Source organism: Thermodesulfobacteriota bacterium, from assembly GCA_040756475.1.
Taxonomy (GTDB): Bacteria; Desulfobacterota; Deferrisomatia; order Deferrisomatales; family JACRMM01; genus JBFLZB01.
The window spans coordinates 1-20,091 of sequence record JBFLZB010000040.1 but is presented as its reverse complement, the minus strand read 5'-3'; the positions used below and the strand labels follow the sequence as shown (position 1 = coordinate 20,091).

Below are 20,091 nucleotides of genomic sequence, written 5' to 3'. Positions count from 1 at the left end.
GTTCGAATCTTTTCATCATCCCGGCCGCCGCGGCCCGTGCCGAAGGCGGGGCTTTAGGGAGCATCCTTCCCGCCCAGGAGATCCGCCATGCGCCAACTGCGCGCCTTCACCGTGGTGCCCAGCCTCCCGGATCGACTCCAACCCCTCTTGAAGATCGCCAACAACCTGTGGTGGACCTGGAACCCGGACGCGGTGGATCTCTTCCGCCGCATGGACCACGACCTGTGGTCGGCGAGCTACCACAATCCGGTCCAGATGCTCGGGGCCATCGATCAGGAGCGGCTTCGGGCGCTGGAGAACGACGACGTCTTCCTGGCCCACATGGACCACGTGGCCCAGTCCCTGGGCCGGTACCTCTCCATGCCCACCTGGGCGGAGAAGGCCCACCCCGAGCTCAACGGCAACCAGGTGGCGTACTTCTCCATGGAATTCGGCCTCCACGAGTGCCTGCCCATCTATTCGGGCGGCCTGGGGATCCTGGCGGGAGACCACTTCAAGAGCACCAGCGAGCTGGGGCTTCCCATGGTGGGGGTGGGGCTGCTCTACCGCCAGGGGTACTTCCACCAGTACCTGACCCACGACGGCTGGCAACAGGAGGTGTACCCCGAGAACGACTTCCACAACATGCCCGTGCAGCAGGTGCAGGATTCCGAGGGCCGCCCGATCCGGGTGGAGCTCTCGATCCAGGGGCGGCGGGTGCTGGTGCAGGCGTGGAAGGTGGAGGTGGGGCGCGTTCCCCTCTTCCTTCTCGACACCAACATCGAGGAGAACGGCCCGGCGGAGCGGGCCATCACCTACCAACTCTATGGGCCGGGACTGGACCTGCGCATCCGCCAGGAGATGGTTCTCGGCATCGGGGGCGTGCGCCTGCTCCACGCGCTCCAGATCGATCCCGCCGTGTGCCACATGAACGAGGGCCACGCGGCCTTTCTGGGGCTCGAGCGCATCCGGCTCCTCATGGAGCGCACGGGGTTCGGCTTCTGGGAGGCCCTGGAAGCGGTGCGGGCGGGCACGGTCTTCACCACCCACACGCCGGTGCCCGCCGGCATCGATCTCTTCCCCCCGGAAGTGGTGGAGTCGTACCTGGGGGAGTACGTGCGCTCCCTGGGGATCGGGGTGCCGGACCTCCTGGCCCTGGGTCGCCAGAACCCCGGGGACGGCCGCGAGCCCCTCTCCATGGCGGTGCTGGCCATTCGCCTGAGCGGGTACCGCAACGGCGTGAGCCGGCTGCACGGCGAGGTCTCCCGGAAGATGTGGGCGGGGGTCTGGCCCGGCATCCCCGTGGACGAGGTGCCCATCGGCCACGTGACCAACGGCGTGCACGTGCGCTCCTGGCTCTCCGACGAGATGGCGCGGCTCTTCGGCCGCTACCTGGGGCCCCAGTGGGTCGACGAACCCCTGGACCGGGAGATGTGGGACCGGGTGAGCCAGATTCCCGACAACGAGCTGTGGCGGGCCAAGGAGCGGCTGCGGGAGCGCCTGGTGGGGTTCGTGCGGCGGCGCCTGGCCGAGCAGCTCCGGCGCCGGGGGGCCCCGAGCCAGGAGCTCCTCCACGCCGAGGAGGCTCTCGACCCCGAGGCCCTGACCATCGGCTTCGCCCGCCGCTTCGCCATCTACAAGCGCGCCACCCTTCTCTTCCAGGACCCCGAGCGCCTGGCCCGCATTCTCAACCACCCGGAGCGCCCGGTGCAGATCCTCTTCGCGGGCAAGGCCCACCCGGCCGACAACGAGGGCAAGCGGTTCATCCAGGAGATCATCCACCACTGTCGCCGCAAGGAGTTTCGCAAGCGGGTCGTCTTCCTGGAGGACTACGACGTGAACATCGCCCGCTACCTGGTCCAGGGCGTGGACGTGTGGCTCAACACCCCCCGGCGCCCCCTGGAGGCCTGCGGCACCAGCGGGATGAAGGTGCCTCCCAACGGAGGCCTCCACCTGAGCGTGCTCGACGGGTGGTGGGACGAGGCCTACGAGCCCGAGGTGGGGTGGGCGATCGGGCGGGGCGAGGAGTACCCGGACGCAGCGGTGCAGGACGGAGTGGAGAGCCGGGCGCTCTACGACCTGCTGGAGGAGGAGGTGGCCCCTCTCTACTACGGCCGGAGCGACGACGGCCTGCCTCGGGGCTGGATCGCCAAGATGAAGGCGTCCATGGGCCGGCTGACGCCCGCCTTCAACACCAACCGCATGATCCGCGACTACGCGGAGCACTATTATCTGCCGGCGCTGCAGCACTGGGGGCGCTTGAGCCGGAGCAGCTTCCAGGCGGCGCGGGCGCTTGCCCGTTGGAAGGAGCGGGTGCGCAGGGCCTGGGGCGGGGTCCGCGTGCTCGGGGTGCAGGCCGAGGACCAGCGGCAGATGCACGTGGGAGAGGAGTTTCCGGTGCGCTGCACCGTGGCGCTGAACGGCCTCGATCCCCAGGATGTCCTCCTGGAGCTCTACTACGGGCCGCTGGACCCCTTCGGCGGACTCGCGAAGGCCTTCCGGCGCCCCCTGCGCCACGACGCGGCCCGGGAGGACGGCACCCACGAGTTCGTGGGGGCGGCGCCCTGCGAACGCAGCGGCAAGGTGGGCTACGCCGTGCGGGTGCTTCCCCACCACCCGAACCTCGCCGGGCCCTGGGATCTCGGCCTGGTGGCCTGGGGAACGTAGAGGGCTTCGAGCTGGGCTCCCGGGTGCCGCTCGCCTTCCTGCCCGGCACGAAAAAGGCGGGTTGCAACAAGCGGTTGACCTGGCGCTGGGGCTTCTGGTAGGTTGCCGACCATGAGTCGAGTCGAGAAGGGACAGCTTCGGTGGTGGTGGCGTTGGCCCGTGAGGAGGGGCTGACCGCCGGCGCATCGTTGCACGAAGACCGAGCCGCGGACGGCCCCTGTACCGTCCGCGGCTTTTCCGTCTGGAGTCGGAGGGCCGCGGGACACCAACCGCGGCCCTCCCGCAATTGGGGGCTGCCTGCGAGGGAAACGCCGAGATGACGACCGACCGAGGAGCCTTCGAAGCGCTGGCCCGCCGCTACCCGCTGGTGCCGGTGGTGCGCCGCGTCCCGGCCGACACCGAGACGCCGGTGAGCACCTACCTGAAGGTGGCGCGGGGCCCCTGGTCGTTCCTGCTCGAGAGCGTGGAGGGCGGCACCCGGTGGGGCCGCTACTCCCTGGTGGGCTTCGATCCCTTCCTGACGGTGGAGGCCCGGGGCACCGAGGCGCAGGTCTCCCGGGGGACCGCGGTGGAGCGCTCCGACGACCCCCTGGCCGCGGTGCGGAGGGTCCTGACCGAGCACCGGATCCCCCGGCTGCCGGAGCTCCCGCGGCTGAGCGGCGGCCTGGTGGGGTACGTGGGCTACGGCGCCGCGCGCCTGTTCGAGCGGATTCCACGGACCGGGGAAGACCCGGCGGGGCTTCCGGACCTTCGGCTCTTCGCCCCGCGCAAGCTCCTGGCCTTCGACAACGTGCGAAAGACCCTGGACGTCATCGTGCTGGTGCACGCCCGGGAGGGGGAGGCGGGGTACGACCGGGCGCGCGGCGAGATCGCGGAGGTCCTCGCGCGCCTTCGGAAGCCGCTCCCGGAGGACGCGGTCTTCCCGCCCCGGGCCGCTGCCCCGGAGGTCCGGGCGGTCATCCCCCGGGAGCGTTTCGAGACCATGGTCGCCCGGGCGCGGGAGGCCATCCACGCGGGGGAGGCCATTCAGATCGTCCTCTCCCAGGTCTTCGAGGGGGCGTGCTCCCTGGACCCCTTTACCGTGTACCGGGCCCTGCGGGCGCTCAACCCGAGCCCCTACCTCTTCCACCTCGCCCTCGGGGAGGAGACGCTGGTGGGGGCGAGCCCCGAGGTGTTGGTGCGGGTGGAGGGAAACCGTGGGCTGGTGCGGCCCATCGCGGGCACCCGGCCCCGGGGGGCCGACGCCGCCGAGGACGCGGCCCTGGAGGCCGAGCTCCTGGCCGATGCGAAGGAGCGGGCCGAGCACGTGATGCTGGTGGACCTGGGGCGAAACGACCTGGGCCGGGTGGCCAAGCCCGGGGCGGTGCGCCTGGAGGAGTCCTTCGCGGTGGAGAGGTACTCCCACGTGATGCACCTGGTCTCCACCGTCTCGGCCGAGCTCCGGGACGGCGTGGACGAGCTCGACGTGCTGGCGGCGGCCTTCCCCGCGGGCACCGTCTCGGGGGCGCCCAAGGTGCGGGCCATGGAGATCATCGCCGAGCTCGAGCCCCGGGAGCGGGGAGTCTACGCGGGGGCGGTGGGCTACCTGGGCTTCGACGGCAATCTCGACACCTGCATCGCCATCCGCACCCTGGTCTTCCAGGGAGGCATGGTGCGCCTCCAGGCGGGCGCCGGCATCGTCGCCGACTCCGACCCCGCCAAGGAGTACGAAGAGACCCTCCACAAGTCCGAAGCCCTGCGCCGCGCCCTGGAGCTTGCGGCCACGGGATTGGAGGGATGACGGGTGATGGGTGACGGGGGAGGCGTCAAGCGTGGTTTCCCATAGGTCCCATAGGTCCCATCCGTCCCATCGGACTCCAACCGACCACTGACAACGGACAACGGACAACCTGCAATGCTCCTGATGATCGACAACTACGACTCCTTTACCTACAACCTGGTCCAGTACTTCGGCATCCTGGGCCAGGAGGTGAACGTGTTTCGAAACGACAAGATCACCGTGGAGGAGGTGGAGCGGCTGCGGCCCGAGCGGGTGGTGATCTCGCCCGGCCCGGGGGACCCCACCGACGCCGGGGTGAGCGTGGAGCTCATCCGGCGCCTCGACGGGAAGGTCCCGGTGCTGGGGGTGTGCCTGGGCCACCAGGCCCTGGGGTACGCCTTCGGGGCGGAGATCGTGCGGGCCAAGCGGATCATGCACGGGAAGGTCTCGGCGGTGCACCACGACGGCACGGGCCTCTACCGGGGCATCCCCAACCCCTTCGAGGCCACCCGATACCACTCCCTCGTGATCCGGCGGGAGACCCTGGCTCCCCGGTTCCGGATTACCGCCTGGACGGTGGAGGACGACGAGATCATGGGCATCGCCGACGACGGCGCCCGCCTCTACGGCCTCCAGTACCACCCCGAGTCCATCCTCACGGCGGCGGGCATGGACATCCTGAAGAACTTCCTGGAGGTGCCGGCGTGAGACGTGAGACGTGAAACGTGAAGGGTGGGGGAATCAAACGTGGCACGCAGCACCCGGCACCCGGCACTCGAAGAGGGCACCATGCTCAAGGGACTCATTCAAAAGCTCGTGGAGCGTCAGGACCTCACGGAAGGGGAGATGATCGACGCCATGGAGGCGATCATGGGGGGCGAGGCCACCCACGCCCAGATGGCGGCGTTCCTCACCGCGCTGCGGCTCAAGGGGGAGACCGTGGAGGAAATCACGGGGGCCGCCCGGGTGATGCGCGAGCACGCCACCCCGATCCCGCTTCGCCGCAAGTCGCAGGCCGTGGTCTCCATCGACCGGGACGAGATCAACGTGGATCTCGAGACCATCGTGGACACCTGCGGCACCGGGGGGGACGCGACCCACACCTTCAACATCTCCACCACCACGGCCTTCGTGCTTGCCGGGGCCGGAGTAGTGGTGGCCAAGCACGGCAACCGGGCGGTCTCGAGCCGCTGCGGCAGCGCGGACGTGCTCGAGGCCCTGGGGGTGAACCTGGACGTCACGCCCGAGCGGGTGGCCCAGTGCATCGAGAGCATCGGGATCGGGTTCCTCTACGCCCCGCTCCTCCACTCGGCCATGAAGCACGTGGCCCCCGTGCGCCGGGAGATCGGCATCCGCACGGTCTTCAACATCCTGGGCCCCCTCACCAACCCGGCCGGGGCATCCCGCCAGGTGCTGGGGGTGTACCGAAGGGAGCTCACGGGCGTGCTCGCCGCGGTGCTGGGCAGGCTCGGGAGCCGGCGCGCGATGGTGGTGCACGGGGCCGACGGGCTCGACGAGATCACGATCACGGCAGCGACCTACGTGGCGGACCTGGAGGATGGCGTCGTGACCCAGTACGAGGTCGTACCCGAGGATTTCGGCCTGGAGCGGGCCCCCATGGAGGCGATCCGGGGCGGCGACGCCCGGGAGAACGCGGCCATCGTGCGGGCCGTGCTCGCGGGGGAGGCGGGGCCCCGGCGCGACGTGGTGTTGCTCAACGCGGGGGCGGCCCTGGCCGTGGGAGGCGCGGTGCCGGACCTGGCGGAGGGCGTCCGGCGGGCCGCCAGGGCGATCGACGCGGGCAAGGCCCGGGAGAAGCTGGAGAAGCTGGTGGAGCTGACCAACCGATGACCTTCCTCGACACCATCGCCGAGAGCCGCCGGCGGCGGGTGGCGGAGGCCCGAGCCCGGGAGCCCCTCGAGGCCCTTCGGGAGCGGGCGCAGTGCCGCCCCCCGGCCCTCGACCTCCTGGCCCGACTGGCGGGTGTGCCGCAAGCCCGCCGGGCGGTCATTGCCGAGATCAAGCGCCGCAGCCCCTCCAAGGGGTCCCTGCGCCCGGGTCTGGACCCTGCGGCACTGGCCCGGGAGTACGAGGCGGCCGGGGCGGCGGCGGTCTCGGTCCTGACCGAGCCCGACCACTTCGGGGGGAGCATCGCCGACCTGGAGGCGGTGCGGGGGGCGGTGGAGCTGCCGCTGCTCTACAAGGATTTCGTGCTGGACCCCTATCAGCTCTGGGAAGCTCGAGCCGCGGGGGCCGATCTCGTGCTCCTGATCGTGGCGCTCCTGGGGGCGCAGACGGCGCGCTACGTGGGGCTCGCGGCCGGGGCCGGCCTCACGCCCCTGGTGGAGGTCCACGACGGGCCGGAGCTGGAGATGGCGGTCGCCTCCGGGGCTCGCCTGGTGGGGGTCAACAACCGGAACCTCAAGACCTTCGAGGTGGATCCGGGGACGAGCCGGAGCCTCCTGCCCCGGCTCCCCCCGGGCGTCGCGGGGGTGGCCGAGAGCGGCCTCACGGCCCCGGAAGACCTGGACGGCCTGCTCCCCTTCGGCGCCCGGGCCTTCCTCATCGGCGAGGCCCTGGTCCGCGATCCCGACCCCGGCGCCGCCCTGCGCCGCTTCGTGGAGCGGGGCCCTCCCCCTCCCCTCGGGGAAGCGGACCGCGGCGGGGGAAGGCCGTGAGCGACTTGCTCTTCCCTTTCACGTCTGACGCCTCACGCTTCACGCGCGTCAAGATCTGCGGTCTCACCCGCCGGGACGACGCCCTCTGGGCCGCCGAGGCCGGGGCGGATGCCCTGGGGTTCGTCTTCGCCCCCCGGAGCCGGCGCCGGGCCGACCCCGAGGTGGTTGCCCGGAGCGTGGGCGAGCTGCCCCCCTTCGTTACGGCCGTGGGCGTCTTCCAAGACCAGCCAATGGAGGAGGTGCGGCGCGTCGTTCGGGAGTGCGGCCTGGGCCTGGCCCAGCTCCACGGTGCCGAGGACGCCGCCTACGTGGCGGCCCTGGGCGTGCCGGTGCTCAAGGCGGTGGGCCTGGGGCGCCGGGAGGATCTCGCGCTCCTGGACGCCTATTCGGGGCTCTCGGCCTTCCTGCTCGACGCCCCGGCGGGGGGGAGCGGCCAGACCTTCGACTGGGAGTGGGCCGTGGAGGCGGGCCGCCGCGCCCGCATCGTGCTGGCCGGCGGCCTCACCCCCGACAACGTGGCCGAAGCCGTGCGCCGGGTGCGCCCCTGGGCCGCGGACACCTGCTCCGGTACCGAAGCGAGCCCCGGCCTGAAGGACCCCGAGAAGGTCCGCCGCTTCGTGGAGCGGGCGAAGAAGGCGGGTGAGACGTGAAACGTGAGATGTGAAATCTGAGGCGTGAAGCGTCCACCCGATCCGTCCCATAGGTCCCATTCGTCCCTCAGGTCCCATCGGCACCCGACCCCCGACCCGCAACCAGCAACCCGCAACCGACAACCCACAAACGAGCCCCCCATGCACACTGCCGCACCTTACGACTACCCCGACCCCAACGGCCACTTCGGCCCCTTCGGAGGCCGCTACGTGGCCGAGACGCTGATGCCCGCTCTGGAGGAGCTGGACGGCGCCCTCAGCTCCGTCCAGGACGACGCGGCGTTCTGGGCGGAGTTCCGAGGCCTCCTGCGAAACTACGTGGGGCGTCCCACGCCGCTCACCCTCGCAGGGCGCCTCACGGCCGAGCTCGGCGGCGCGCGGGTCTACCTGAAGCGCGAGGACCTGTGCCACACGGGGGCCCACAAGATCAACAACACCCTGGGCCAGGTGCTGCTGGCCCGGCGCATGGGCAAGCGACGGGTCATCGCCGAGACCGGGGCGGGTCAGCACGGGGTGGCCACCGCCACCGCCGCGGCCCTCTTCGGCCTGCCCTGCGCGGTTTTCATGGGCGAGGAGGACGTGGCGCGCCAGGCGCCCAACGTGGAGCGCATGCGGCTCCTGGGGGCCGAGGTGGTGCCCGTGGGTTCGGGGAGCCGCACGCTCAAGGACGCCATGAACGAGGCGATCCGCCACTGGGTCACCCACGTGGACGACACCTTCTACGTGATCGGCTCCGTGGCCGGGCCCCACCCTTATCCCCAGATGGTGCGGGACTTCCAGCGGGTCATCGGCGACGAGACCCGGGAGCAGTGCCTGGCCGCCCTGGGGGGCCTGCCCGCCGCGGTGGTGGCCTGCATCGGAGGAGGCAGCAACGCCATGGGCATCTTCACCCCGTTCCGGGACGATCCGGTGGACCTGGTGGCCGTGGAGGCCGCGGGGGAGGGCATCGAGACCGGCCGCCACGCCGCGGCCATCGCCGGGGGCCGGGTGGGGGTGCTCCACGGCCAGAAGTCGTACCTGCTCCAGACCGGGGACGGCCAGGTGGTGGAGGCCCACTCCATCTCCGCCGGCCTGGACTACCCCGGGGTCGGCCCCGAGGTGGCGTGGCTCGCCCGGTCGGGCCGGGTGCGGGTGGTCTCCGCCACCGACCGGGAGGCCCTGGCCGCCTTCCACCGGCTGGCCCGCGCCGAGGGCATCCTGCCCGCCCTGGAGAGCGCCCACGCCCTGGCCCGGGTGGGAGACGTGGCCCGAGCCCTGCCGCCGGAGGCGGCCGTGGTGGTGAACCTCTCGGGCCGGGGAGACAAGGACCTGGCCACCGTGCTGGGCCGAGTGCAGGGAGGTGCCCGATGAGCTCGAGCCGGCTGGAGTCGACCCTTCGCGCCGCCCGGGACCGGGGCCGCAAGCTCCTGGTCCCGTTCTTCACCGGGGAGTACCCGGATCGGGAGACCTTCCGGGCCCTCCTCCTGGAGGCCCAGGAAGCCGGGGCCGACGCCCTGGAGGTGGGAATCCCCTTTTCGGACCCCTCGGCCGACGGCCCGGTCATCCAGCGGGCCTCGGCGTGCGCCCTGGCGGGAGGGGCCACCGTGCGCCGGCTCCTGGAGGACCTCTCGGCGGTCCGGACCCGGGGCCTGTCCCTCCCGGTGCTCTTCATGACCTACTACAACCCCGTGCTGGCCTTCGGGCCCGAGGCCTTCGCCCGGGCCGCGCGAGAGGCCGGGGCCGACGGGGTGCTCGTGGTGGATCTGCCCCCCGAGGAGGCGGGCGAGTTTGCTCCCGCCGCCCGGGCCGAGGGCCTCGACACGGTCTTCCTGGTGGCGCCCACGACCCCCGGGGCCCGGCTTCCCCGGGTGCTGGAGGGGTGCCGGGGTTTCGTCTACTGCGTCTCGGTCACGGGGGTCACGGGGGACAAGCGCCCCCTGGCGCAGGCCGTGGCGGGCATGGTGGCGCGGGTGCGCCGGCACACGGATCTCCCGGTCCTCGCCGGCTTCGGCGTCTCGGGCCCGGAGGCCGCCCGGGGCCTGGCGGTGGTATCCGACGGGGTGATCGTGGGGAGCGCGCTCTTGCAGGCGGTGGGCGAGGCCTCTGGGGGGGCGGCGGTGGCGGCGGCGGGGGGCTTCCTGCGCATCCTGCGGGCCGCCCTCGACCGGGGTGAGCCGTGACGGCCCCGCCCCTGCACAGGATCCCCCTCAAGACTCTCGCCCGCGTGGCCGATTCGGTTTACGATAGGCACGCGTCTTTGCCGCGAGCCGTTCTCGTCAAGGAGTCAGCCATGTTTCGAGGTCTCTGTGTCGCCCTCGCCGCACTCGTCGTGCTGGCCTCGCCTGCGGCGGCCTTCAAACGAACGCAGGTGGGCGAGCCCCTCAAGGACTTCCGGCTCCAGACCCTCGATGGCCGGACCCTGGTCCTGTCGGAAAGCCTCGGGGCCAAGGCGACGCTCGTGATCTTCTGGGCCGCCTGGAACCCCCGCAGCGCCGAGATCCTGGCAGACGTCCAGAAGCTCGTTGCCGAACACGGCAGCCAGGGCCTCGCGGTGATCGCCGTGAACGTGGAGCACCAGGAAGATCTCGCAGCGGAAGAGCTGGCCACGGTCCGCCAGGCCGCAGGAGCCTTGGGGCTCACCTTCCCGGTGGTCCTGGACCGTGGACTGGCCGTCTTTGGCGAGTACGGGGTGGTCGCGGTGCCTTCCACCCTGCGGGCCGACGGCCAGGGGAAGATCGTGGAGCTCTTGGAGGGGTATCCCACCTCCGCGCGACTCGAGCTCAAGGAGCGGGTGCTGGAGGCCCTGGGGGTGGGAGCGGACAAGCCCCGGGAGGCAGTGGCGACCCTTCCCCCCGCCCAGGCCAAGGCGTACCGTTACCTCCAGATGGGGGAGATGTTCCTCCAGCGCGGCATGAAGGAGCGGGCCGAGAAGGCCTTTCGCACGGCGGTGGCGGAGGACCCGGGCTACCTCAAGGCCTACGAGGCCTTGGCGGCGCTGCTGGACGAAGAGGGGCAGGCCGGCGAGGCGGCGGCCGTCCGGCAGAAGATCCAGTCTTTGGCGGGGAAGTAGGGCGATCCGGGAACCGGCCGCGGGACAGGGCGGCAGATCGACGGGGGGGCATTTTCCCTCGACGGCGCGCGGTGCCTGGGCTATCGTGGGCTTCTCGTTGGGGCCCGGTTCCGGCGGCCCCCGCGCAGAGGAGGGACGAAACCGTGAAGATCGGCGACGCCTACACCAAACCGATCGCCCGCGTGGGGCGACCCAAGCGCCGCGACGGCACGCCGTCGGTTCAAGAGGCCGGGGCCGCCGGAGGCGCCGCCGACCAGGTGCAGATTTCCGGGCAGAGCTTCGAGGTGCAGCGGGCGCGGCTTCTGGCCCTCCAGGCCCCCGACATCCGGGAGGAGCTGGTGGACGCCATCGTGTCCGACATCCGCCAGGGCCGCTACACCATCACCGGCGCCGAAGTAGCCCCCCGCATGATCCGGGAGCACCTGGAGCTGCGGTAGCCGCCGAAACCGTCTTCCCCATCTCCTACTTCATGCGTACATAGGTTCCCGGGGCATCGCCCAGGGGCTCGGCGCCCGGCAGCCCCAGGGGGGGCGGGGCGATCCGGCCCGACGAGCGCTCCTCCAGCCACTGGGACCACGCCGGCCACCACGACCCTTCCCGCACCGGGGTGCGCTCCCGCCACGTCTCCGGGTCCAGGTAGGGATCCCCCTCCGCCCGGGTCGCCATTTGGAAGGTGCGGCCCTTGTGCCCCGGCTCGCTCAGGATCCCCGCGTTGTGTCCCCCGCTGGTGAGCACGAAGGTGACCTCCGTGTCGGCGGGCATGTGGAACTTGTACACGGACCGCCAGGGCGCCACGTGGTCGGTCACCGTGCCCACCAGGAAGACCGGGACGCGGATGTCGCTCAGAGACACCGGCCGCTCCCCGATCGTGTAGCGCCCCTCGAAGAAGTCGTTGTCCAGGAAGAGCCGGCGCAGGTACTCGGCGTGCATCCGGTAGGGCATCCGGGTGGCGTCGGTGTTCCAGGCCATGAGGTCGTTCATGGGGGTGCGGCCCCCCAGCAGGTAGTCGTGGACCACCCGGGACCAGATGAGGTCGTTGGAGCGCAGGAGCTGGAAGGCCCCGGCCATCTGCCGGTTGTCGAGGCCCCCCGTGTCCCACATGAGGTCCTCGAGGAAGGTCACCTGGCTCTCGTCGATGAAGAGCATGATCTCCCCGGCCTCGGTGAAGTCGGTCTGGGCGGCGAGCAGGGTAAGGGAGGCCAGGCGGCCGTCCCCGTCCCGGGCCATGGCCGCTGCCGTCATGGTCAGGAGCGTCCCTCCCAGGCAGTACCCGACGCCGTGCACCCGCCGGTCCGGGGCGATCTGCCCGATGGCGTCCAGGGCGGCCAGAATCCCCAGGGTGCGGTAGTCGTCGAGCCCCAGGTCCCGATCCTCCGGCCCCGGATTCTTCCAGGAGAGGGCAAAGACCGTGTGTCCCCGGCCCACCAGGTACTGGATGAGGGAGTTTTCGGGGGAGAGGTCGAGGATGTAGTACTTCATGATCCAGGCGGGCACCACGAGCACCGGCTCGGCCTGTACGGTCTCGGTAGTTGGCTCGTACTGGAGGAGCTCCACGAGCCGGTTGCGGTACACCACCTTGCCCGGGGTCACGGCCACGTCTCGGCCCACCTGGTAGGCCTCCGCTCCCACGGGGGCTTCCCCGGCCAGGGAGCGGCGATGGTCCTCGAACCAGTTGGCCAGGCCCTGGGCCAGGCTGGCGCCCCCGGTCTCCCACACCGCCCGCAGGACCTCGGGGTTGGTCCAGGGGAAGTTGGAGGGGGCGCACATGTCCAGGAACTGGCGGGCCGCAAACGACACCATGTTCTCGTGGTGGGACGAGACGCCTCGCACCCCCTGGGTGGCGTAGTGCCACCACTGCTCGCCCAGGAGGAAGCCCTGGTGCAGGAGGTTGAAAGGCCAGGCCCGCCACGCCGGATCCCTGAAACGCCGGTCCTGGGGCAAGGGGGCGATGTGCGGGGGCGTGTCGGCGTCCGCCGCCCGGAGGGCGTAGAGGCCGAATCGGAAGGACTTCTCGGCCGCGTTTCGCAGGAGCTCTGCCTGCTTGCCCGGGCTGAAGCCGAAGTGGAGCGCCCAGTCGGCATAGGCCAGCAGAAGGGATGCCGGGGACAGCCCCAGGGTGGCCCGCCCCAGCCAGGCGTGGGCCAGGCGGTCGATGGTGCGAGTGCTCTCGAACTCGTAGGCGTCGCCCATGGAATCTCCTCCCGTGTGCGGGATCTCCCCTCCGCCCGGAACTGGGTGCCAATGTACACCGGGCGTGCTGCAAAGGGGAGGGGGTGTGTTGCATTGCAGTACGATCGCGGGCGGTGGCCGAGGCGGGTTCGCGTCCCCGCTGGCACGGAATCCGCAAGGGAAATCTCTCGTCGTTTCGAGCTTGTCGGCGCGGAAACCCCGTTTCCCGAGGAAACCGCCCCATGGGGAGCTTTTCGGTCCGCTTCGCCGCCATCCTGAGCGCCGCTGCGTTGTGTGTTTTCGCCCAAGCGGGTCATAGCGCGCAGGCGGGGCAACTCGGGGAAGATGCCGCGCCGGATCCCCGGGAGCGCGTGCGGGAGCTTCGGGAGGAGCGAAGGGCCCAGCAGCCGTGGATCACGGCCCCGGAAATCGACCGGGAGACCGTCCGGGAATTGCTCGGAGATCCCGACGTGGCCATCGTGGACGTCACCTGCCTGGAGACCCGGGCCAAGATCCCGGCCCAGATCCCCGGGGCGGTCTGGCGCGACTGCACCCAGGTGGAGCAGTGGGCGCCACTCTACCGAAGGGACCAGACCATCGTCGTCTACTGTGCCTGACACGAGAAGCCCCGAAGCGCCCGGGTGGCGCTGGAGCTGACGAAACTGGGGTACGAGGGGGCCTACCACCTGGCGGAGGGGTGGTTCGGGTGGCGCGACGCCGGGTTTCCCGCGGAGCTCCGGCCGCCCGAGTAGGCCGCTCGCAGGGAAGAGGAGGGGAGGACACTCCCCGGAGGAGAGGGCCCCGGCGCGAGCCGGGGCCCTCGTTCGTGCAGGCTAGTGCACCAGCTTCCGGTAGCGGATGCGGTGGGGCTGCTCGGCTTCCGCGCCCAGGCGGCGCTTGCGGTCCGCTTCATACTCCTGGTAGTTGCCCTCGAACCAGACGGCTTGGCTGTCGCCCTCGAAGGCCAGGATGTGGGTGGCGATCCGGTCCAGGAACCACCGGTCGTGGGAGACCACCACGGCGCACCCCGCGAACTCCAGGAGCGCTTCCTCCATGGACCGCAGGGTGTCCACGTCCAGGTCGTTGGTGGGCTCGTCGAGCAAAATCAGGTTCGCGCCGCTCTTCAAGAGCTTGGCCAGGTGCACCCGGTTGCGCTCGCCGCCCGAGAGGTCCTTCACGCGCTTTTGCTGGTCGGCGCCCTTGAAGTTGAAGGCCGCCACGTAGGCCCGGGAGGGCACCTTGCGCTTGCCGAGCTCGATGAAGTCGGCCTTGTCGGTGATCTCCTCCCACACCGTCCGGTCTCCCGCCAGGGCGTCGCGGCTCTGGTCCACGTAGGCCATCGCGACCGTGTCCCCCACCTTCAGGGTGCCCGCGTCGGGCTGCTCCTGCCCCGTGAGCATGCGAAGCAGCGTGGTCTTGCCGGCCCCGTTGGGGCCGATCACTCCCACGATGCCGCCCTTGGGGAGGCGAAAGCTCAGGTTCTCGATGAGAAGGCGCTCGCCGTAGGCCTTGGTCACCCCCTGGGCCTCCACCACCAGGTCCCCCAGCCGGGGCCCCGGGGGGATGACGATGGCGCCGGCCTCGACCTTGCCCGCGGTCTCCTGCTGGAGCAGATTCTCGTAGGCGTTGATGCGCGCCTGGCCCTTGGCGTGGCGGGCCCGGGGGGCCATGCGGATCCACTCGAGCTCCCTCTGCAGGGTCTTCTGCCGGGACGTGGACTGCTTCTCCTCCTGGGCCAGGCGCTTTTCCTTCTGCTCCAGCCAGGAGGAGTAGTTGCCCTCCCAGGGAATGCCCCGGCCCCGGTCGAGCTCCAGGATCCAGCCGGCCACGTTGTCCAGGAAGTAGCGGTCGTGGGTCACGGCCACCACCGTGCCCGGGTACTGGGCCAGGTGGTGTTCGAGCCACGCCACCGACTCGGCGTCCAGATGGTTGGTGGGCTCGTCCAGGAGGAGCAGGTCCGGTTGCTGGAGCAGGAGCCGGCACAGGGCCACCCGGCGCCGCTCGCCGCCCGAAAGGGTGGCCACGCTCGCCTCGGGAGGGGGGAGCCGCAGGGCGTCCATGGCGATCTCCAGGGTGCGGTCCAGATCCCACGCGCCGGCGGCGTCGATGGCGTCCTGCACCCGGGCCTGCTCGGCCAGGAGCTTCTCCATGGCGCCGTCGTCCATGGGCTCGGCAAAGCGGGCGTTGATCTCGTCGAACTGGCGCAGAAGCGCCCGGGTGCCCGCCACCCCTTCGTCCACCACCTCGGCCACGGTCTTGGACGCATCGAGCTCGGGCTCCTGGGACAGGAAGCCCACTCGCGTGCCCTCGGCGGGCCACGCCTCCCCGTGAAAGTCGGTGTCGAGCCCCGCCATGATGCGAAGCAGCGTGGACTTGCCCGAACCGTTGAGGCCGAGCACGCCGATCTTGGCGCCGGGGAAGAAAGAGAGCCAGATGTCCTTGAGCACTTCCCGGTTGGGCGGATAGACCTTCGAGAGTCCCTTCATCACGTAGATGTACTGGTGCGCCACGAAAAACCTCCTGGGGTGCGGGGAAGGCGGTTCGGCCTTCGGCAGGCTGTGGACCCTTTGGCAGGGCGAAGGCTTATACCTGCCGGCGGCCCCGGGCGCAAGGGGTGGGCCGGGCCAGGGTCGGCTGGAACGTGCAAGGTTGAACCCTGGGTCCAGGCTTGAGGCGGACCAGGACGGATGGGGCAAAGGCGCACACGGCCCAAATCGGAATCGATGTCGAAATCGCGTCGAAGACTGTTTCCCGGCCGTGGCCGGTCAACCGGTCCAGATGTACATCCAGAGCACGGCCCAGCCCCAGGCAACGGTGAGGAGGGTGAGGGGGACGCCCACGGCGAGGAAGTCGCGGAAGCGAATGGTGGCGCGGCCCCGGGCGAGCTCGGCCACGATCACGTTGGCGACCGAGCCCACCAGGGTGAGGTTCCCGGCGAAGGTGGAGGCCATGGCCAGGCCGAGCCAGAAGACCGCCGGATCGGGGAAGCGGGGAACCCAGGGCAGGGCGACGAGCACCATGGGTACGTTGCTCACCAGGTTCGACAGGACCACGGTGATGCCCGAGAACGCGGCGAGTTGGGCCCCCGGCGTCCGGCCCAGGTAGGGCGCCGCGGCCTCGAAGAAGGCCTCTCCCCAGCCCGCCCGGTTGAGCCCCTCCACCACGATGAAGAGCCCGCTGAAGAAGAGCAGCAGCGACCAGTCCACCCGTGCCAGGATGCGGGTGGGGGGGCGGCGGGCCAGGAGGATCACGGCGGTGGCGCCGGCCATGGCCATGCCCGAGAGACTTCGCCCGGCGAGAAACCCCCCCAGGACAAACGCCGTGACCATGCCCGCCGTCACCAGGAGCGGGCGGTCCATGGGGGGAGGGGCCACCCGGGGCACGAACCGGGCCGCCCCCAGCACCCGGCGAAACCGCCACCGAAGGAAGAGCCAGGTGATGGCGAGCCCCCCGGCCGCCACCGGGAGCATGTGGAGGGCGAAGCCCGCGTACGACCAGCCGGAGTGGGTCCCCACGATCATGTTCTGGGGGTTCCCCGTCAGGGTGGCCACGCTGCCGACGTTGGCGGCGGTGGCGAGCGCCAGCAGCACCGGCACCGGCTCCACCCCCGTGTCGTCGCAAACCTGGAGGAGCAGGGGGGTGAGCATGAGGCAGATGGTGTCGTTGACGAACAGGGCCGAGAGCACTCCCGAGACCGCCACCACCCCCAGAAGCAGCCCCCTCGGGCTTCGGGCAAGGTGCACCACCCAGTAGGCGCACCACCGGAAGAACGCGGCCTCCGCCAGGTATGCCGCGAGGATCATCATGCCCAGGAGCAGGAGGATCGTGTCGAAGTTGATGGCCCCGACCGCCTCCTCCTGGGTGAGCACCCCCGCCCACACCATGAGCACCGCCCCCAGCAGCGCCCCCGACGGCCGGTCCAGATGGAAGCCCGGGAGCTTCTGCCCGGCGATGACGACGTAGGTGAGGAGAAAGATGAGGAGGGCGGCGGTCACGGGGGCCGCCCGGCGGCAACGCCTGTTTGGGGGGAGACGTTTCGCCCGCGTGGACAAAGGGAGTAACCGGGCACCCAATCCAAATCGAAATCGAGATCGAAATCGAAATCGACTCCGATACCGATACCGATGGGCTGGCGCCAAGACCCAGCAGCCACGCCTACTCCGTTACTCCAACGAGCCACGGGCGACGCGCAACGAGCCCCTCAGTACACCGGCTTGAAGTCGAAGTGGTGCTCGGCCTCGATGTAGCGCACGGTGCGGGAGTGGGAGCGCATGACGACCGAGTGGGTCTTCGCGCCCCCGGCGAAGAAGCGCACGCCCCGCACCAGGTCTCCCTCGGTGACGCCGGTGGCGGCAAACATCACGTCGCCCCTGGCCAGGTCCTCGATGGTGTAGATCCGGTCCAGGTCTTCGATTCCCATCTCCCGGCACCGGCGCTTCTCTTCGTCGCTGGTGAAGAAGAGGCGGCACTGCATGTCGCCCCCCAGGGCCTTGAGGGCCGCCGCGGCGAGCACGCCTTCGGGACCGCCCCCCACGCCCAGGAGCATGTGGACGCCCGTCTCCTCCATGAGCCCCGCGGCAACCGCCGGGGCGACATCGCCGTCGGGGATGAGCTTGATCCGGGCGCCGGCTTCCCGCACCTCCCGGATGATCCCGTGATGTCGCTCCCGGTTGAGGATCACCACGGTCATGTCCTCCGGGTAGAGCCCGAGGGCTTCGGCCACGTTGCGCACGTTCTCCGTGGGGGTCTTTCGGATGTCGATGGCCCCCTTGGCCTCGGGGCCCACGGCGATCTTGTCCATGTACATGTCGGGGGCATGGAGGAAGCACCCCTCGCAGGCGGCGGCAATGGTGGCGATGGCGTTGGGCATGCCCGTGGCGCACAGGTTCGTGCCCTCCAGGGGGTCCACCGCGATGTCGGCCCGCAGATCGCCGCGGCAGTTGCCCACGATCTCCCCGATGTAGAGCATGGGGGCCTCGTCCATCTCGCCCTCGCCGATGACGACCCGGCCGGTAAACGAGATGGACTGGAGGGTGCGCCGCATGGCCTCGGTGGCGGCTTCATCGGCGGCACGCTTGTCCCCCTTTCCCATCCAGCGGGCGCACGCGAGCGCGGCTGCCTCGGTGACGCGTACGAGCTCCAGGGCCAGGTTGCGATCCATGGCTGACCTCCCGTCAGGGGTTTGGGGCGCTGCCTCGGGCGCCGCCGCCTTGCCGTTCCATACGAGTGGGGTCGAAGGTTCCCAGGCCGTCGGCGCCGAAGACGACCTCCCGTACCCGGGTGGTGCCCGTGTGGGCTCCCCCGGCGAAGTTCTCCTCGAGAAAGGGCACGAGCAGGCCCTCGACCCGGCGAAAGTCCCCGTACCGCGTCGCAAAGCCCGTCTGCCCGCTGGGGAACCGCACCGCCCCCTCCACCCAGACCACCCGGCGGGTCACGGCGTCGATCCAGTAGGTGAGGTCGAGCTCCGGGGACCAGGGCAGCCCCACCCGCCGGTAGGCCGCGGCCTCGCGGGCGGCTTCGCCCCGGTCCTCCAGGCGGCTCCGGTGGTGGACGAAGACCCAGGGGATCTCGGAGCGCAGGAGCTGGTACTCCATGGCGGTTCGGGGTGGGCCCTCCACCCGCTGCAAGCGCGTGGCGTCGCCGCGCCACCCCCGGCCGCCGTTAAGGATGCGCACCTCCGTGGCCTGGGGGTAGGCGATCTCCACCCGAAGCCGGTCCGGGGCCTGGAAGTCGCGGGTGACCCTGCCGGCGGCGCCCCCCTGCCGGCGGGCATCCACCTCGGCCGTCACCCGGTAGGCCTGCATCCGGGCTGCGGCGCGTGTGCCCCCGTACGTCTCCACCACCGAATCGAGAAGGGCCCCCAGATCGAAGGCCGCGGCCCGTGGCGCGGCGGCACCGAGGAGGACCCAGGCGGCAACGGCAAGGCAGGCCGCGCGCGCGGCCAGGGCCGGGCGGGGCCTCATGCGTCGCCTTCCAGGCCCAGGAGGCGGGCCAGGTTGCCCCCCAGCACGGCAGCGGTCTCGGCGGGGGTGAGCCCCGCGGTCTCCATGTCGGCCCGGTACCGGGCCAGCCCCAGCAGGGGGTGATCGCTGCCGAAGAGGAGCCGCTGTGCCCCTGCCAGGTCGATGAAGCGCCGGTAGACCTGGGGCTTGTAGAGATAGGGCGCCGCCGCGGTGTCGTAATGGACGTTGCGAAGCACCTCGTCGGCGTCCTTGCGCAGGAGGTGGTAGACGAAGAGGCCGCCCCCCCAGTGGGCCAGGATCCACGAGGTCTCGGGGTGCGCCGCTACGAGGGCGTAGACCTCCGAAGGGTCCATGCGGCTCTTGCCGGGGTAGTCGTGCCCCACGGGCTCGTTGGTGTGGAGCAGGAGCGGCACGCCCGCCTCGCGGCAGAGCTCCGCCAGCGGCGCCAGGGCTTCGCGCACCCGGAGCCCGAGCCCCGCGCCGTAGGTGGCGATCTCCCCGAGACCCCGGGCGCCGGCCGCCAGGCATCGCTCGGCTTCCCCCACGGCCTGGCTCCCGAGCAGCGGGTTGACGCAGGCCAGGGGGAAGATGCGCCCGGGATGGCGCCGCGCGGCGTCGAGGCAGTAGTCGTTGCAGAGGCGGGCCGTCTCGGGGCGGTTCCAGGGAAAGCCGAAGGCGCAGGCGGCGTCGATGCCGTTGGCGTCGAGATAGGCCACGAGCTGGGTGGCCCCGACGAGGCGGGCTCGGGGGTCCTGGTACAGGAGGCGAAAGTCGTCTTCCCCCGCGAAGTACCCGCCGCGGTCGGCGCGGATCTCGGGCGGGCAGAGGTGGGTGTGGCAGTCCAGGATCATGGCCACCCAGGAAGTGCAGCGTCCTCGAAGGGACGCATCATACCGGGGCGGCCGCGGAGAGGGAAGGGGAGCCGAAGGCGCGGCGGGTGCTCCGGGCGCTCAAGAACAGGGCCAGGCACGATGCGCTGCGGCCCACCACGAGGGCGGCCGAGGCGACCACGATGCCCACCGCCTCCAGGTGCCAGATGCCCACGTAGAGCACGGCGCCGATGGCCGCCACCTCGGCCACCGTGGCCCAGGTGATGGTCCCCGTGGCGCGTCCGTGGACGAAGAGCGAGCGCAGAAAGGTCAGGAGCACCGTGAGCGCCGGCACGGGGGTCAGCAGG

At 71.0% G+C, this 20,091-nt stretch carries 18 protein-coding genes; 11 read left to right on the top strand and 7 right to left on the bottom strand.

Going from position 1 to position 20,091, the window contains the following annotated elements; genetic code table 11:
• Nucleotides 1-87: 87 nt before the first annotated feature.
• The 10 genes from glgP to flgM all read left to right on the top strand — a co-directional run bounded on the left by glgP (nucleotide 88) and on the right by flgM (nucleotide 11,219).
• The gene (gene glgP / locus AB1578_08040) at nucleotides 88-2,646 is read left to right on the top strand and encodes an alpha-glucan family phosphorylase (protein ID MEW6487849.1); all 2,559 of its coding nucleotides are present in this window, start codon (nucleotides 88-90) and stop codon (nucleotides 2,644-2,646) included.
• 316 nt (nucleotides 2,647-2,962) lie between these two features.
• Nucleotides 2,963-4,426, top strand: a complete 1,464-nt coding sequence (trpE, locus tag AB1578_08035) for an anthranilate synthase component I (GenBank protein MEW6487848.1) — start codon at nucleotides 2,963-2,965, stop codon at nucleotides 4,424-4,426.
• A 114-nt stretch (nucleotides 4,427-4,540) separates the two neighbouring features.
• Nucleotides 4,541-5,113, top strand: a complete 573-nt coding sequence (locus AB1578_08030) for an aminodeoxychorismate/anthranilate synthase component II (GenBank protein MEW6487847.1) — start codon at nucleotides 4,541-4,543, stop codon at nucleotides 5,111-5,113.
• Between the two features lie 81 nt (nucleotides 5,114-5,194).
• Nucleotides 5,195-6,256 (top strand): anthranilate phosphoribosyltransferase, encoded by a 1,062-nt coding sequence (gene trpD / locus AB1578_08025; GenBank protein ID MEW6487846.1) that lies wholly within the window; start codon nucleotides 5,195-5,197, stop codon nucleotides 6,254-6,256.
• Nucleotides 6,253-7,083, top strand: coding sequence for an indole-3-glycerol phosphate synthase TrpC (trpC, locus tag AB1578_08020; GenBank protein ID MEW6487845.1), 831 nt, complete (start codon nucleotides 6,253-6,255; stop codon nucleotides 7,081-7,083). The genes trpD and trpC overlap by 4 nt, the downstream gene beginning before the upstream one ends.
• Entirely contained in the window at nucleotides 7,080-7,733 is a 654-nt protein-coding gene (locus AB1578_08015) for a phosphoribosylanthranilate isomerase (protein MEW6487844.1), read from the top strand. Before trpC ends, AB1578_08015 begins: the two co-directional genes overlap by 4 nt.
• Before the next feature lie 141 nt (nucleotides 7,734-7,874).
• Nucleotides 7,875-9,083 carry a tryptophan synthase subunit beta gene (gene trpB, locus AB1578_08010; GenBank protein MEW6487843.1) on the top strand — a complete coding sequence of 403 codons (1,209 nt, stop codon included), beginning with the start codon at nucleotides 7,875-7,877 and terminating at the stop codon, nucleotides 9,081-9,083.
• Nucleotides 9,080-9,892, top strand: a complete 813-nt coding sequence (gene trpA / locus AB1578_08005) for a tryptophan synthase subunit alpha (GenBank protein MEW6487842.1) — start codon at nucleotides 9,080-9,082, stop codon at nucleotides 9,890-9,892. The genes trpB and trpA overlap by 4 nt, the downstream gene beginning before the upstream one ends.
• Before the next feature lie 110 nt (nucleotides 9,893-10,002).
• Entirely contained in the window at nucleotides 10,003-10,782 is a 780-nt protein-coding gene (locus tag AB1578_08000; GenBank protein ID MEW6487841.1) for a TlpA disulfide reductase family protein, read from the top strand.
• 143 nt (nucleotides 10,783-10,925) lie between these two features.
• Nucleotides 10,926-11,219, top strand: a complete 294-nt coding sequence (flgM, locus tag AB1578_07995) for a flagellar biosynthesis anti-sigma factor FlgM (GenBank protein ID MEW6487840.1) — start codon at nucleotides 10,926-10,928, stop codon at nucleotides 11,217-11,219.
• Nucleotides 11,220-11,244: 25 nt separating this feature from the next.
• Here the strand turns inward: flgM and AB1578_07990 are convergent, their stop codons facing one another.
• Complete coding sequence (locus AB1578_07990) at nucleotides 11,245-12,972, bottom strand: alpha/beta fold hydrolase (protein ID MEW6487839.1); 1,728 nt, start codon at nucleotides 12,970-12,972, stop codon at nucleotides 11,245-11,247.
• Nucleotides 12,973-13,193: 221 nt separating this feature from the next.
• Here AB1578_07990 and AB1578_07985 point away from each other — a divergent pair, with 221 nt between their 5' ends.
• Nucleotides 13,194-13,568, top strand: coding sequence for a hypothetical protein (locus tag AB1578_07985; GenBank protein MEW6487838.1), 375 nt, complete (start codon nucleotides 13,194-13,196; stop codon nucleotides 13,566-13,568).
• A 216-nt stretch (nucleotides 13,569-13,784) separates the two neighbouring features.
• Here the strand turns inward: AB1578_07985 and ettA are convergent, their stop codons facing one another.
• The 6 genes from ettA to AB1578_07955 all read right to left on the bottom strand — a co-directional run.
• Nucleotides 13,785-15,461, bottom strand: coding sequence for an energy-dependent translational throttle protein EttA (ettA, locus tag AB1578_07980; GenBank protein MEW6487837.1), 1,677 nt, complete (start codon nucleotides 15,459-15,461; stop codon nucleotides 13,785-13,787).
• A gap of 255 nt (nucleotides 15,462-15,716) precedes the next feature.
• Nucleotides 15,717-16,946, bottom strand: coding sequence for an anion transporter (locus AB1578_07975; GenBank protein ID MEW6487836.1), 1,230 nt, complete (start codon nucleotides 16,944-16,946; stop codon nucleotides 15,717-15,719).
• Nucleotides 16,947-17,152: 206 nt separating this feature from the next.
• Complete coding sequence (gene glpX / locus AB1578_07970) at nucleotides 17,153-18,112, bottom strand: class II fructose-bisphosphatase (GenBank protein ID MEW6487835.1); 960 nt, start codon at nucleotides 18,110-18,112, stop codon at nucleotides 17,153-17,155.
• Between the two features lie 13 nt (nucleotides 18,113-18,125).
• Nucleotides 18,126-18,914, bottom strand: coding sequence for a hypothetical protein (locus tag AB1578_07965; protein MEW6487834.1), 789 nt, complete (start codon nucleotides 18,912-18,914; stop codon nucleotides 18,126-18,128).
• The gene (locus AB1578_07960; GenBank protein ID MEW6487833.1) at nucleotides 18,911-19,765 is read right to left on the bottom strand and encodes an amidohydrolase family protein; all 855 of its coding nucleotides are present in this window, start codon (nucleotides 19,763-19,765) and stop codon (nucleotides 18,911-18,913) included. The genes AB1578_07965 and AB1578_07960 overlap by 4 nt, the downstream gene beginning before the upstream one ends.
• Before the next feature lie 37 nt (nucleotides 19,766-19,802).
• Nucleotides 19,803-20,091 (bottom strand): hypothetical protein (locus AB1578_07955; GenBank protein MEW6487832.1); only part of this gene is annotated, 289 nt, incomplete at its 5' end.